The 15,207-nt window shown below is 51.7% G+C and carries 13 protein-coding genes; 9 read left to right on the top strand and 4 right to left on the bottom strand.

The annotated features are described in order from the left end of the window. Window positions 1-102: 102 nt before the first annotated feature. Window positions 103-2,202, top strand: coding sequence for a bifunctional diguanylate cyclase/phosphodiesterase (locus EXY25_RS14760; RefSeq protein ID WP_165419376.1), 2,100 nt, complete (start codon window positions 103-105; stop codon window positions 2,200-2,202). Between the two features lie 18 nt (window positions 2,203-2,220). On the opposite strand, the gene EXY25_RS14755 is transcribed toward EXY25_RS14760, so the two are convergent. From EXY25_RS14755 to fadI, 3 genes are all read right to left on the bottom strand, one after another. Continuing rightward, entirely contained in the window at window positions 2,221-2,421 is a 201-nt protein-coding gene (locus EXY25_RS14755; protein WP_246019569.1) for a hypothetical protein, read from the bottom strand. Window positions 2,422-2,608: 187 nt separating this feature from the next. Further along, window positions 2,609-4,735, bottom strand: a complete 2,127-nt coding sequence (fadJ, locus tag EXY25_RS14750; RefSeq protein WP_130567339.1) for a fatty acid oxidation complex subunit alpha FadJ — start codon at window positions 4,733-4,735, stop codon at window positions 2,609-2,611. A 3-nt stretch (window positions 4,736-4,738) separates the two neighbouring features. Continuing rightward, window positions 4,739-6,049: an acetyl-CoA C-acyltransferase FadI gene (gene fadI, locus EXY25_RS14745; protein ID WP_114339028.1), complete on the bottom strand. Its 1,311-nt coding sequence runs from the start codon at window positions 6,047-6,049 to the stop codon at window positions 4,739-4,741. Window positions 6,050-6,287: 238 nt separating this feature from the next. Between fadI and EXY25_RS14740 the strand changes: the two genes are divergently transcribed. The 6 genes from EXY25_RS14740 to EXY25_RS14715 are packed head-to-tail and all read left to right on the top strand — an operon-like array spanning window position 6,288 to window position 13,297. Further along, window positions 6,288-7,244: an AAA family ATPase gene (locus EXY25_RS14740; RefSeq protein ID WP_114339027.1), complete on the top strand. Its 957-nt coding sequence runs from the start codon at window positions 6,288-6,290 to the stop codon at window positions 7,242-7,244. Continuing rightward, complete coding sequence (locus EXY25_RS14735) at window positions 7,241-8,179, top strand: DUF58 domain-containing protein (protein WP_130567338.1); 939 nt, start codon at window positions 7,241-7,243, stop codon at window positions 8,177-8,179. The genes EXY25_RS14740 and EXY25_RS14735 overlap by 4 nt, the downstream gene beginning before the upstream one ends. Beyond that, window positions 8,169-8,681 carry a DUF4381 family protein gene (locus tag EXY25_RS14730; RefSeq protein WP_130567337.1) on the top strand — a complete coding sequence of 171 codons (513 nt, stop codon included), beginning with the start codon at window positions 8,169-8,171 and terminating at the stop codon, window positions 8,679-8,681. Before EXY25_RS14735 ends, EXY25_RS14730 begins: the two co-directional genes overlap by 11 nt. Continuing rightward, window positions 8,674-9,705 (top strand): vWA domain-containing protein, encoded by a 1,032-nt coding sequence (locus tag EXY25_RS14725; protein ID WP_130567336.1) that lies wholly within the window; start codon window positions 8,674-8,676, stop codon window positions 9,703-9,705. Before EXY25_RS14730 ends, EXY25_RS14725 begins: the two co-directional genes overlap by 8 nt. Then, on the top strand, window positions 9,702-11,669 hold the full coding sequence (locus tag EXY25_RS14720; protein WP_130567335.1) for a VWA domain-containing protein: 1,968 nt from the start codon (window positions 9,702-9,704) through the stop codon (window positions 11,667-11,669). Before EXY25_RS14725 ends, EXY25_RS14720 begins: the two co-directional genes overlap by 4 nt. Window positions 11,670-11,674: 5 nt before the next feature. Further along, entirely contained in the window at window positions 11,675-13,297 is a 1,623-nt protein-coding gene (locus EXY25_RS14715) for a BatD family protein (RefSeq protein WP_130567334.1), read from the top strand. Between the two features lie 104 nt (window positions 13,298-13,401). On the opposite strand, the gene EXY25_RS14710 is transcribed toward EXY25_RS14715, so the two are convergent. After that, complete coding sequence (locus EXY25_RS14710; RefSeq protein WP_114339021.1) at window positions 13,402-13,698, bottom strand: YfcZ/YiiS family protein; 297 nt, start codon at window positions 13,696-13,698, stop codon at window positions 13,402-13,404. Between the two features lie 188 nt (window positions 13,699-13,886). Between EXY25_RS14710 and EXY25_RS14705 the strand changes: the two genes are divergently transcribed. Together EXY25_RS14705 and EXY25_RS14700 are read left to right on the top strand one after the other, a co-directional pair. Continuing rightward, window positions 13,887-14,456 (top strand): sigma-70 family RNA polymerase sigma factor, encoded by a 570-nt coding sequence (locus EXY25_RS14705; RefSeq protein WP_114339020.1) that lies wholly within the window; start codon window positions 13,887-13,889, stop codon window positions 14,454-14,456. Beyond that, a complete protein-coding gene (locus EXY25_RS14700; RefSeq protein ID WP_130567333.1) occupies window positions 14,449-15,180 on the top strand; it encodes a DUF3379 family protein in 732 nt (243 codons plus the stop codon). The genes EXY25_RS14705 and EXY25_RS14700 overlap by 8 nt, the downstream gene beginning before the upstream one ends. The last annotated feature ends 27 nt before the right edge of the window (window positions 15,181-15,207 follow it).

The raw sequence follows: 15,207 nt of genomic DNA, 5'->3' as shown, positions 1-15,207 counted from the left end.
AAGTTCGCTAATTCAGCAGGTTCGAATATCAGCGACTATGCTGAAATTATCCTGATCGTCATTGGCACTTGTTTGTTGATGTATAAATTGCTTAGCAAGTTAATGAGTCGCATACAACATCGTCGGCACCAGCTGAACGAGCAACTCGTGCGACTAAATCACTCACTTAATGCCAGTGGCGACGAGTGGTGGGAGTGGGATATTGCCAAGCAGGAGTTTCATCGTGGCCATCATTGGGACTACTTTCCTGACGATGGCTTGCGGAGTGACGACCACTATACCGCCGGTACTATTCATCCAAAAGATCTACCCCGGGTCAGAAAGGCCTTGAATGAACATATTCAAGGGGGCAGTGATCAGTTCCAGATCACCTACCGGCTCAAAGGGCAACACAGTGACAGCTGGTTTTGGGTACTCGACCGTGGCCGAGTCGTTGGGAAAGACAACCAAGGGCATGCAACCCGCATGGCGGGGACGCTGTCTGATATCAACCACCTGATGCAGAGTAAAGATCAACACCTGCTGTTTTCCCACACTTTAGAGAATATCTCCGATGCCGTGGTGATCCTTGATAAAGCCTTCAAAGCGGTGGATGTGAATCAGGCATTCTGCAAAATCACCGGCTACCAGAAGGAGCAGCTAACCAACTGGCAGTTCGCCTTTGACCGTTATCCCCAGCAATTTACTGAGCAGCTCAAGCAAACCTTGAAAAGTACTGGACGCTGGTTTGGCGAACTGGAAGCCAACCGCGCCAATGGTGATATTTTTCAAATCGAGCTGACCATAGATGCGGTCAGTGATGATGAAGGTCAGTTTACCCACTATGTCGGGGTTTTCTCCGACATCACCCAACGTAAGAACACTGAACGCGAACTGCGTAAACTGGCGAACTCTGACACCCTTACAGAACTGCCGAATCGTTCGCTGTTTTATGCTAACCACAAGCACATGGTACGCAGAACCGAGCCCCATGCCTTACTGGTGTTCGACTTAGACGATTTTAAGAAGGTGAATGACTCATTAGGCCACCATGCCGGCGATCAGGTTTTGTGTGCCGTTGCTCGCCGTTTAAAGCGCTGTTGCCGCTCACAAGATACCCTCTATCGATTAGGCGGAGACGAGTTCGCCATTGTCATCGAGGGCAGTAATTCTGTCAGCACTCTGACAGAAGTAGCCAAACGCGCCATGCAGACCCTCAACGACCCTTTTACCCTGCAAGGATCTGAACTGTTTGTTACCAGCAGCATCGGTATTGCCATGTACCCACTGGATGGTGAAAGCACAGAGGAGTTGCTTAAAAAAGCTGATATCGCCATGTACTACGCGAAAAACCAGGGCGCCAACCGCTACCAGTTTTTCAGCGAGTCGATGAACGAACAAGCGATAAAACGGCTGCATTTAGAATCACTGATGCGTCAGGCATTAAAAGAGGGCATGTTCGAAGTTCACTATCAACCACAATACTCTGTTGAGCGACAGCAGATGGTGGGAATGGAAGCCCTGGTCAGGCTTCGGCATCCAGAGCAAGGGCTTATTTTCCCCGGTGATTTTATGCCGCTGGCGGAGGAATCAGGGCTGATTATCGATATCGGCAATCTGGTATTGGAACAGGCGTGTAAAACCGTTCAGCAGTGGCGAGACATCGGCCTCTATAAGGGCCACATTGCCATCAACCTGTCAGCCAAAGAGCTCGATCTTGATAACTTCAGCGATCACGTAGAAGCGGTGTTGGCGAAGACGGGCTTACCCGCAAACGCGCTGGAGCTGGAAATAACCGAGAGCTCGGTTATGCAGAGCCCGAAGACCGCGGTGGAATCGATGCAGGCATTGCGACGTCAAGGGATCATGTTGGCACTGGACGATTTTGGCACTGGCTATTCGTCACTGGCCTATTTGAAGAAATTCCCCATTACCACGCTGAAGATCGATCGCACCTTTGTCATGGATCTGGAAAGTTCGCTGGAAGATCGGCAGATGGCGAACGCCATTATTACCATTGCCCACAATTTAGGGCTGGAAGTGATAGCCGAAGGCGTTGAAACCCACGACCAATTGAAAATACTCAGTGCCATGAGCTGCGATGTCTGCCAGGGCTATTACTTCAGTAAACCGTTATCCCAGCGTGATATGACGACACTGCTCTCAACCCAGCAAGGCAATCTGCCCATCGAACTAATGGAGACAGCACCGCGCACGGCATAACGGTCACTCTACGCGAGGTTATGCCGCCCAGACCACCGCACTGGTTCCGGCGTTTCGCCGCCACAACATACGTCGTTCCACCCGAAACAGTGGCCACACAAAAGGGCCAACCAGAGCAGCGGCAAACGCCCAGCGTTTCGCCTTCATTGCTGACTTCATCGCTTCTACATAGAAAAACAGCGCACAAATGACACTTAACGGAACAAATAACAGCAACACAACAAAGTCCTATCAAATTACCTAATTGCAATGACTCGCCATACGGCAGCAACACAACACGCCAAACAAAAACGCCAGCCTGGAACACTATTCATACTCAAGATCATACCATCGCAATGTATGAAAAATAACCACAAAAAAAGGCGGTTATAACCGCCTTTTCCCTAATACAGCCAACAACTACGAACTATTGGTAAAATTTTTCATCATTTTCCGCCATGCGTTGTAGCAAATCACACGGGGTAAAACGTTCGCCATGGGTCTCTTTCAAGCCATTAAGCGTATGCACAACATGCTTGGCTCCCAAGGTGTCCATATAACGGAAGGGCCCACCTAAAAACGGTGGAAAACCGATACCGAAAATAGCACCAATATCACCATCACGAGGCGAAGCGATGATCCCCTCTTCTAGGCATCGTGCCGCTTCATTCAGCATCTGTAACGCCGCGCGCTCCGCCACGGCCGATGCATTGGTGGTGGCGGTTGGTTGCATGCCTAACACGCCGTAAACGGACAGATCGACCTGCTTCCCTTTCGATTTTTTACCGTAATCGTAAAAACCTTTCTTACTTTTCTTGCCAAGACGACCATCCGCGATCAACTTCGAAAATGCGTCTGGAGCTTTAAACCGTTCACCCAACTCGCTCTCCAGAATAGGAGCGATCTTGCTACCGACATCAATGCCCACTTCATCGAGCAATTTGAACGGTCCCACTGGGAATCCAAAGTTCAATAAGGCGCGATCGATGGTATCTACACCATGGCCTTCCAGCAGTATTTGCGCCGTTTCATTCACATACAACGCCAAAATACGATTCACGTAAAAACCCGCACCATCTTTCACGACGATAGGTGTTTTGCCCTGCTTCTTGGCAAAGGCCACCGTGGTAGCAATGGTGTCTGCAGAGGTTTTATCGTGGGCGATCACTTCAACCAACGGCATTTTTTCTACCGGGGAAAAGTAGTGTAAACCAATCACGTTTTCGGGACGTGCTGCGGCTTCTGCGATCTGAGCAATGGGCAGCGAGCTAGTGTTGCTGGCAAATACGGTGTTCGGCTTAGCGTTCGCCTCCACCTCTTTCACCATACTGTGCTTCAAAGAGAGATCTTCAAATACAGCTTCTACCACGATATCAACATCGCTGAAACCGGAATAATCAGTCGCACCAGTCAGTCGTGCCATCTGGTTTTCCATCTGGCGCTTCGTCAAATGGCGGCGCTTCACCTGTTTCAACAAGCGGTCATAGCTGTAACGCAAGGCGTTGCTGACTCCTGCAGGAGCCACATCTTTGATCCGTACCGGCAACTTGGCTCGCATTGCTGTGACATTAGCAATTCCTGCCCCCATTAAGCCACCGCCCAGCACCGCCGTCTTATGGATAGCAGCAGCTTCTCCGCCCTCGACACCACTCTCTTTCTTCATTTCCGTGGTAGCAAAAAAGATATTCCGCAACTGCTGCGACTCCGCAGACTGCACCAGATTGCCAAAGTGTTTGGCTTCGGTAGCAAAACCGCGGCGGCGGTCAGCCACGCCGGCTTCCACACAATCCAAAATTCGCTCTGCCGCAGGATAATTACCTCGGGTCTTAGCCAAAGTTTTCTTGCGCGCCTGATCAAACAGTACCTTGCGACCAAACGGATTACGCTCCAACAGTTTTTCGATTCCTTTTAGGCGCGGCTTGATCGTCTTCGGTTTGCCTTTCATCACCAGCTTAACCGCTGTTTCAAGCAAGATAGTATTGGCTACCACCTCATCAACCAGTCCCATTTTCAGTGCTTGCTTCGGCCGTAACTGCTTACCAGTGAGCATCATATCCAACGACTTCGCGATGCCAACTAATTGCGGTAAGCGCTGGGTACCGCCACCACCGGGGAGCAGTCCTAGCTGCACTTCTGGCACACCTAAACGGGTCTTGTCATCATCGCTACATACGCGGCGGTGACACGCCAACGCGAGCTCCAGGCCACCACCTAAACAGGCACCGTGGATCGCCGCGACAACGGGAACAGGCAATGCAAACAGCCGATCAAATACTTTATGCCCCTGCAGCGACAATGTTTCCGCCTCAGCGGCCGTACTACAGGCGTCGAGCATGCTGATATCGGCACCAGCAACAAACGAGTCTGGCTTACCACTGACCAGTACAACCCCTTGCAGATCCGACTTTGCCTCTAGTTCATCGAGGACACCATTCACCTCGTCGCCAAACTCAGCCTTGAGGGTGTTCATGGTGTCACCCACCACATCCATGGTCAGTACAGCGATACCATCGTCACGGTAGCTCAGGGTAAATGCGTTATTCTGTTCGCTCATCGGTTACGCCTCCAATACCATTGCTGCACCCAAACCACCAGCCGCGCAGGCAGTGGTTAAGCCTAACCCGCCTCCCCGTCGCTTTAATTCCCGCAGTGTCTGCGTGATCATCCTTGCGCCCGTGGCTGCAAACGGGTGGCCATAAGCGATAGACCCGCCCAGGACATTAAATTTATCCATATCAATCTCACCAATGGCACTGCTTAATCCCAGTTTCTCCTGAGCAAACTTGTCGCTGGCAAACATCTTCACATTTGACAAAGCTTGGGCGGCAAACGCCTCATGCATATCGATCAGAGTAAGATCGTTCAGCGTGATCCCCGCATTAGCTAAGGCCCTTGGCGTGGCATAAGAGGGGCCCATCAGCATATCCTGCCAAACGTCAATCGCAGCAAAAGCGTAACTGCGGATATAGCCTAAGGGTTCCAGCCCTAACGAGTGCGCGATATCTTCCCGCATCAGCATCACTGCCGCTGCACCGTCCGTCAGTGGCGTACTGTTAGCGGCGGTCACTGTGCCATGGCGACGATCGAAAGCTGGGCGTAATTTGGCGTAACCGGCCAGCGAACCATCGGCTCGGATATTGTTATCTTGTTCAATAAAAGATTTATAGGGCGGCACATGGGCGGTCATCACTTCATCATCTAGCAGACCGTCTTGCCACGCTTTGGCAGCGAGCGTATGAGAACGGTGTGCCAATTCATCCTGCGCCTGCCGGGTGATGCCGTGGCTTTTTGCCATCTGCTCTGCGGTTTGTCCCATGCTCAGGCCAGTGGAGTATTCCGCCACCGCTGGCGGCACAGGCATCAGGTCCTTTAAACCCAACTGACGAATGATCTTTAACCGTTGACCAAGGGTGCGCGCTTTATTCAATTCGACCAGCACGGTGGCTAATTTCTTACTGACGCCAATAGGAAGCACGGAACTGGAATCAGCGCCCCCAGCGATACCGATCTGACTTTGTCCGGCGAGGATAGACTCGGTGACATTGGCTACCGACTGGAAACTGGTCGCACAAGCGCGGCTCACACTATACGCATCGGTCGCCACATTCATCCCGGTCCCCAGCACAATTTCACGGGCAATATTGGGCGCTTCAGGCATCTGCACCACCTGACCAAACACCAGCATATCAACTAATGCCGGATCCAGGTCGATACGTTGCATCATCTCTGCAACGACGGTTTTTCCCAGATCCAGCGCAGAGACTTTATGAAAAGCCGTTGCCTGCTTGGCAAATGGCGTTCTCAATCCAGAGACCACTGCGATACGATGTCCGCCCTGGCTGACGAGGGGCAATGCCTGTTTACTCATCCCACACCTTTCTTATTTGTTTATTGAGGGAGGCCTACTCGACCTAGAGGTCTGACCTCTTAACTAAACGCATTGTAGCTAGTCCTTGACCGGTTTCAAACACCCGTTTTGATTTTTCCTTACATTTGTGACGGTTGTGATACTGGATCTCGCCCCCATTATTAGATAAAACCAATAGCCGCCAAGGCTTAGGCTCACTGTTGAGCCACCAGAGAAATGCTTAGAAGGTACGTAAACCATGCCAGTGAGTCAGTTCCAACAACTCAACAATTATTTGAATCAGCAGATTTTGGGACAACCCGAGCTTACCCATAATATTTTGGTTGCCCTGTTAGCCGATGGCCACTTATTAGTTGAGGGGCCTCCAGGCTTAGCCAAGACCCGTGCGATTAAAGCACTATCTGACGGCATCGAAGCCGACTTTCACCGCGTCCAATTCACCCCTGACCTGCTGCCTGCTGATCTCACCGGCACAGATATCTATCGCCCGGAAAATGGCAGCTTTGAGTTCCAACAGGGGCCACTGTTTCATAATTTGATCCTGGCGGATGAGATCAACCGGGCGCCGGCCAAGGTGCAGTCAGCCCTGCTTGAAGCGATGGGTGAGCACCAAATCACTGTCGGCAGTAAGACCTATCAACTACCAGAACTATTCCTGGTCATGGCGACGCAGAATCCCATCGAACAAGAAGGCACCTATCCGCTGCCGGAAGCACAGTTAGATCGTTTCTTAATGCATCTGGAAGTGGACTATGCCGGGGTAGAAGTTGAGCAGCAGATCTTAAAGCTCAGCCGTAACGAAGCGTTAGGCGAGATGGTTAAAATCGATGAAAAGCTGACCCAGCAAAGTATTTTCTCTGCCCGCAAAAAAATATTGTCATTGCATATGGCGCCAGAGTTGGAGCAGTATCTGGTGCAGCTGATTATAGCCACCCGCCAACCTGCCGCTTATGATCAACAACTGGCCAGCTGGCTGCAGTTCGGTGCCAGCCCTCGCGCCACTATTTCGCTGGAACGCTGTGCCCGTGCCAATGCTTGGTTAGCAGAGCGTGATTTTGTCACCCCTGATGATATCCATAGCGTGTTCCATAATGTGCTCAGACACCGCCTGCTGCTGAGCTATGAAGCAGAAGCTGACGGCGTCACCGTCAATCAGGTATTAGACAAGATATTAGCCTTGGTGCCGCTGCCGTGACAGAGGAAAGATCCCACAGGGCTGAGCCAGGCTGGATGCTGGAGCAACGCAGTCTTATTGCGTTGAAACAGCAAACCGGTGGCATCTCCTTGCTCAAGCCGAGACAACTGCGTAGTAAATTGGCGGGTAGCTATCAAAGCAAAGCCCGCGGTCGAGGCATGGAGTACGCAGAAACCCGTCACTACCAGCCCGGTGATGATATTCGTAGTATCGATTGGCGTGTTACCGCGCGCACAGGTAAAGCCCATACCAAGCTGTTCCATGAAGAACGAGAACGGCCAGTGTTTCTGCTTGTCGATCTGGGTGCCAGCATGCGCTTCGGAAGCCAGTGGCGTTTTAAATCGGTGCAAGCAGCGCACTTGGCCGCACAACTCGCATGGTGCGCCTGTGACAATGGCGATCGCATCGGCGGTCTGATCTGGAATCAATATCAACATCAGGAGCTGAAACCTAAAAGTCGCTCTGCTGCGGTGTTGCACTTAATCCACACCATGGTGTCACTACATGAACAAACACCTCAACATGGCATAGAGCCCCAGGATTTTAACCACGCCTTAAGTCGTCTGCGTTATATCGTCCGTCCCGGTAGCCAGGTGATCCTAATCAGTGATTTCCAACAGCTCAATGACGAAGGGATCCGCCACCTCAGCCTGTTGGGGCGCCACAACGACCTCATCGCAGGAGAGATCTATGACCCATTGGAGATCCAGTTACCTGAAACTGAGTTTGGCAATGATCTGATGATCACCGATGGCAATCAGCGCGCCATCCTCCCCCTCAGTCAACGCAACCAGCGCCAGCAATGCCAGCAACGCTTAGAGCAGGCGCGCCAGAGCCGTTTAGACCAGCTACAAAAAAGTGGCTGTCGCTTATTTCATATCGGTGCCCACGAAGAGATCAACAAGCAGTGGCGGAGGCAGCATCATGGGCGCTAAATTAGACCTTGAAGATCTTCTACTGCCACCTATGGTCAGCAGCATCTCATGGCCGCTGATCGCCTTGCTCGTTGCCTTGCTGTTATGCGCAGTGGCCATCACAGTGGCACTTTATCTTCGCTATCAGCAGCGACACTATTGCCGTATCGGTTTACGGACACTGACCGCGATGGATGACAATACCCTCGCGCAGCTTTGGCCACTGAAACAGCTACTGCAACAGGTAATACGCGCCTACCAGCCCCACGCGCTCAGCGTACAACCGGCCACTGGAAAAGCTTGGTTCGACGATTTAGCAGTGCATCTTCCGTCCAAGCTACGCGAGCAGATCTCACCACTGCAACTGCTCGCAGATGATCAACGATTTAAGGCCGATTTTTCAGCCTCGACACAGGTGCCCGCGTTACGTGCTGCCGCAGCGTACTGGTTACAGCACACTCGGTTACCTCATCACCGCACAACAGCTGCAACACAACAAAACAGAGGGAGGAAAGATGCTTGAGTTTCAATGGCTTTGGCTGCTTCTTGCCCTGCCGCTGCCGCTACTGAGTTACTTTTTTCTGCCGCAAGTAGAGACAAAAGCGGGCGCTTTGCGGTTACCAACCTTTGCCTTGCTGTCGCAACACTCGCTTACAGCCAACAGTGGCGGCCGGCCGGTACAGATCAAATGGCTTGCGATAATAGCGTGGGTGCTGCTGGTGATTGCCGCCAGCCGCCCACAGTGGCTGGGAGATCCCGTGGAAGTGCCAGCCAAAGGACGTGATCTCATGCTCGCAGTGGATCTCTCAGGGAGCATGGAGATTGAAGATATGCAGGTCAGAGGCCGCGCGGTTGACCGTCTAACCCTAGTAAAACACGTGGTTGGCGAGTTTATTGAGCGGCGCAATGGCGATCGGGTCGGTTTGATCTTGTTTGCTGACAACGCCTACCAGCAAGCCCCTCTCACCTTCGATACCGGCACCGTGAAACAACTGCTGGCAGATACGGTGATTGGCCTGGTTGGGCAATCAACCGCCATTGGTGAAGCGATAGGCTTAGCCACCAAACGCCTATTAGCCGATGAACAACCACAAAAGATCTTGATATTACTTACCGACGGCCAGAACACCGCCGGTGAAGTGAGCCCACTGGATGCCGCCAAGGTGGCCGCAGAACAAGGGGTGAAGGTTTATACCATCGGCGTCGGTGCCGACGAAATGATTAAGCGGACCTTCATGGGCACCCGCAAAGTTAATCCCAGTGCCGATCTGGATGAGGTCACACTGACCAAAATAGCCGCCCTGACCGGCGGCCGCTATTTTCGCGCCAGAGATGCTGAAGATCTGGCACAGATCTACCAAGAGATTGAACAACTAGAACCCGTTGACCAAGACCGTCCGATGTTACGACCAACCACCGAGATCTATTTTTGGCCTTTAGGGTTAGCATTCCTACTGATCACAGCAGCCTTCTTTTGGTCGATGTTCGCAAACCGGCTAACACTGCCTCCAGCTAATGCAGCCAACGTATCTGGAGCTGAACAATGAACTGGCTAACTGACTTTCATCTCCTGCGCCCATTTTGGTTATTGAGCCTATTGCCCCTTCCCTTGGTGATCTGGTGGTTATGGCGGCAGAACTTCGCCAACTCCGGTTGGCAAAAGCTCGTGCACCCCGAGTTACTAAAGCGTTTGATGACCGACGATTCCCCCGCACACAAGGGATGGCTATGGCTGCTCAGTACGATTTGGTGCTTACTTACTTTGGCGATGGCTGGCCCTAGTTGGTATCAGGTGCAAACCCCACTGTCCGCCGCCCCCAACGGGCGGGTGTTGATTATGGATATGTCACTGTCGCTGCTGGCAACCGATCTCAAACCAAATCGTTTAGTCCAAGCACGCTACAAAGCCATGGATCTATTAGATGGCTGGCAGGAGGGGGACACCGGACTGATCAGCTTCGCTGGCGATGCCTATGTACTCAGCCCATTAACCTCGGATATCAATAATCTGAAAACCATGATCCCCGCATTAGATCCCAGCATCATGCCGGCGATGGGGAGCCGCCCTGATAAAGCCGTGGCACTGGCAATCGAACTGCTCACCAGCGCAGGCTATCAAAAAGGGCAACTGTTTCTCATTGGTGATGAGATAAGACCCGGACAACAGCAGCGGATCCAAGCCCTGTTGGGTGACCGCTTTGAACTGTCCATTTTGGGGGTGGGTACGCCCAATGGTGGACCGATCCGCATGCCCGACGGCAGCCTCCTGAAGATGGTGGACGGCGAACTGCCGGTACCCACACTGGAAGAGAACACACTGCGCAAAGCCAGTCAGAACAGTGGCGGTCAATATATTCGTATTCGCAGTGACGACCTCGATATCAAAAGTTTATTGGCAATAAGCCAGGGCGACAGCCAAACAGCGCAAACCGTTGATGGTGAGGTGTGGCAATGGCACGACAGCGGTTATTGGTTAGTGCTGCTGTTGTTACCTCTGGCACTGTCTGCGTTTCGTCGCGGCCTACTCATCTTGCTGTTGGGCGTGCCAATGCTGCTGCCCGCTCCGCAGGTCAAAGCCGATTGGTTGCCTGATGCCCTGAAAAGCGATGACCAACTGGCGGCGGAGTCTTTCGCAAACGGCGACTATGCCAAAGCGGCAGCAACATTTGACAATGATGCCTGGCGCGCGGCTAGCCTTTATAAAGCGGGGCAATATGAAGAAGCCGCAGCTATCTATGCTGAATTTGATGATGCTATTAATCATTACAATCGTGGCAATGCACTGGCGATGTCACAACAGTACCAAGAAGCATTAGACGCCTATAACCGCGCCCTTGAACTGGATCCAGAGTTAGCGAATGCGGCCACCAATCGTCAGCGCATTATGGACCTGATGGAAGACAATCCTGACCAGTCTCAGGGAGAGTCTGGCGACGGTAATGATGAGTCGCAACAAGGGCAACCTGGCGACGAACAACAAGAGCAGCAGGGCCAGCCCGGTGAAGGCGATAGTGAAGAAAATCAACCGGATCAACAACCACCAGGTGATGGCGAAAATAGCGAAACGAGCAAAAACGGCACCGGCGATCAACCACCGCAAGAGCAAACTGGTGGCGAGCAGCCGCCGAACGAAGCCGCAGACAGTGATAGCCAACCGCCAGCGGGCAACGCTGGTGATTCCGAGTTGGAGGTCGATGAATCAGCACTAAAGGCACCACAACCGACTCCCGGCGAACAGGACGGAAGCCAGCCCGATGGTCAGGCTGAAATACCACAGCCACAACCGGTGACAGCTAACCCGGAGATAAATGATGACAAACCAGAACAAGAGGGAGCGCAGGCCTACGCCACCGCCCCAGGTGAGCCTCTTTCCCCTGAAGAGCAAAAACTACAACGCTGGTTAGAGCAGATCCCCGACGATCCGTCACTGCTGCTCAGAAACAAAATGAAGCTTGAACATCTGCGACGGGAAAAAGCCGGAGAGACAAGCGAGGAGACACAACTTTGGTAGCACATATGCAACGACTTTTTGCCCTTTTAATCCTGCTGCTTTGGGCCAACCAGTCATTGGCAAGCATGCAAATTGACAGCTCTGTGGCACCTAATCCAGTGTTTGTGGAGGAGCGTTTTGTGCTGACCATCAGTGTCGATGCCAACGCCGACAAACTGGAGTTGGATCGTGATGCGCTATTACGGCAAGGCCTAGTGGTAGGTGCAACAAATGTCAGCCGTAACTATCAAATCATCAATGGCGATAGTAGACGGCAAACCACCTGGCGCACCGAAATTTATGCACGCAAAGCAGGCACTTATACCCTGCCCGCCGCCTCTGTCGATGGTGTGAAGGGCAAACCGGTGACTATCGATGTGCGACCAATACCCAAGCAAACTGGACCGGCGCGGGATCTATTTATTGACGCCGAGCTGTCCAGTACCACCGCTTATTTAGGACAACAGATCAGCTATAGCGTCAAACTTTATCTCGGCGAAGAACTACGCAACGGTAGCCTGGCTGATCCACAGATGGCCGATGCGGCGATCCGCAATATCGGCTCTGATACTAAAACCACAGAGATAGTCGATGGCCGTCGCTACCAAGTGATCCAACGCAACTTTGCTGTAGTGCCAGAACAAGCTGGCAGTTACGAGATCATCGGTGCCAACGTCAAAGGACAATTGGTGAAGCAAAATTCGCGGGGACAGTTGTACGGGTTGCCAGTCAACGAGTCGGCACCCACTCTGACACTGCAGGTAAAAGCTGCACCCGAAAACTACAGCGGCCACTGGCTACCATCGGAATTAGTCACCTTGCATGATGAATGGCAACCGCAAAATAGCCAATTGACGGTAGGAGAGCCGATCACCCGCACCATCACCCTCAGTGCCATCGGCATTGAAGATAAACAGTTGCCAAATTTGCAGATCCAATACCCGGCAACCGTTAAGGTCTATCCAGATAAAGCGATTAACGACACCTATGTACAGGAAGATCGTCTGATCGCCCAGCGTGTGGAGTCTGTCGCCTTGATCCCAACCCAAGCGGGAGAACTCACGTTCCCGGCGCTCTCAGTGAGTTGGTGGGATACAGCGCAAAATAGACAAAGAACAGCAGAACTGCCGGCACGAACATTTACCGTGATAGCCGCCGAAGGACAAGTGCCGCTCGCAGAGAATACGCGACAAGCATCCCCTGCGCAGGTGGAACAAGACAGTACCTGGTTCTGGCCATTTATATTGATGAGCATCTTGTGGTTAGTGACATTAACGGCTGCGATCTATGGTTATCTGAAGCGCAGCAAGTCGACACCTCAGGCACAGATACAGCCCGCATCAGCGAAAAACCTCTCTTTTGCTGAATTGGAAAAAGTGTGTACAACAGCGCAACCCGCCGCGATCCAACAAGGCTTGCAGCGTTGGTGCTTATCTCAGGGCTGGCGCAGTCGTCGGCAGTGGTTAGCCACCTTATCGACCACCGATGCCACACAGATTGAAAGTCAACTAACGTCACTGGATAAAGCGGTCAACCAACAGGCCGAAACTTGGCCTGCCGAGCCCCTGTTAGCGGCAATAAAGAGCAGCTATATGCAGACTATTCCAGCCAACGGAACGTCATTATCACCGCTGTATCCGACTGCCTAAACAGTGACTCTCGGGCACAAAAAAGGGCTGTCGTCACAGCCCTTTTTTATTCATCTCTTTGCTACGTTTCCGCTCGAACAAAAACGCAGGCGATTTCGCAGAAATTATCTTAGTGCCAATTGGAACAACAGCCCTTCCGCCTGACAGCCAAAGCGATAAGTACCAGAGACTTCAATACCACCGGCGACCTCTTGCTTCTTCACTTCGACCACTTCAACCGGCTCGGACGACTTGCTTTCGGCCATAGACAACCAATGGGCCAAGATCGTTTCCAAAGCAGCTTCATCGGCAACGACAGCAGACACTTCCGCAGTGCAATCCTCACCATCGAGAATAGTACCGACATCAACGCAACAACATACTTCTGTTTCATTGGCGGTACAGGTTAGATCCTTACTCATTTTCTTACCTTAATCGATAAACATATCTGCAATATAACGCAGATCTCACTAGGCTGTTTGAACTGTATCAACCCATCAGCGCATAATAGCCCCTTTAGTTGAGGCGCTACTCGCTCTTCGAGAGAGTCCAATCAGCGAAACAAACCAGCCAAAGCCGCTGCGTACTCCATTATTTTGGACCTAAATTTATGGCAGTTACACTTTTTCGAAAGAAAAAATCAAAAGACCCGGTCTCTGTTGATATGGCAAATAAACAGAAACGCTATGAGGCCCTGGTCAACGCCCTGCACGGCGATCTTTATCGCTACGCTTATTGGCTTTGTCACAGCCCCGACATAGCAGAAGATTTAGTTCAGGAAACTTTCCTTAGGGCATGGCGCTCTCTGGATTCGTTGAAAGATGAAAAAGCAGCCAAAAGTTGGCTATTTACCATCGTACGTCGCGAGAACGCCCGGCGCTTTGAGCGCAAGCAGTTCGATGTGGTGGATATTGACGACCAACCGGTCGCCGATCAGCAATCGGTTTCCACAGAGCAGGATACCGAGAACCACCTGCTTCGACGTCAAATCGCAATGTTGGCACCTGAGTACAGAGAACCACTGATTTTGCAGGTATTAGGTGGTTTTAGCGGCGATGAGATAGCCGAGCAACTTGGGCTCAACAAAAATACAGTCATGACACGTTTGTTTCGCGCAAGAAACCAATTGAAAGAAGCATTAGAAACAAGCGATAGAAAGCGAGGTCACAGCAATGGATGATCTGGAGTTAAGAAGGCGCCTGTATGCCGATCCCAATGATAAGGATCCGCAGATCAGTGACGCACTGACATCATCCCCGAGTAATCAGCAGTTTGCTGGCGAACTAAAACAGCTTGATGGAAAAATTAGCAGCGCGGTAAAAGTGCCAGTGCCTGAAGGATTAGCCGAACGTTTGATCCTGAGTCAGTCAATGGAACAGTTCCGTCAGCAACGTAAACGTTCGCGGGTACATTTAGCCTTGGCTGCATCCATCGCCTTTGCTGTCGGCATTAGCTTTAGCTTGCTCAAGAGCACACCGCAACATGATTTTAATGTCATTCAACACTCGCTAGCGCATGTTTACGGCGAAGCTGATCATCTTGATGGCATTGATGAAGGGCTACGTTTTCAGCAGGTGAACAGTAAACTGGCCAAATTAGGAGGTCAGCTGGAGCAGGATATTGGCCATGTGTATTTCGCTAACTTCTGCGATTTTGATGGCACTCGCTCACTGCATTTGATTGTTGACGACGATAGCGGCCATCGCGTCACGGTGTTTTTTGTGCCTGACAATAAGCGCCCAGTCGATGAACAGTTCAACGATGGCAAAATGGCTGGCTCAGTCCACCACTTCACCGACTCCCAGGGCCAAGGGATGAGTATGGTGGTGCTATCTGAGCCTAACGCGCAGATCAAGACCGTTGAACAACGATTACAAAAATCACTGCGCTGGCAGAATATTTAAACTGGTCGCGCAAGCGAAAAAAAACGC

Origin of the sequence: Corallincola spongiicola, from assembly GCF_004284785.1 — a bacterium.
GTDB classification, from domain to species: domain Bacteria; phylum Pseudomonadota; class Gammaproteobacteria; order Enterobacterales; family Neiellaceae; genus Corallincola; species Corallincola holothuriorum.
Note: the sequence above shows the minus strand (reverse complement) of the source record. Positions and strands in the feature narration are given on the sequence as shown.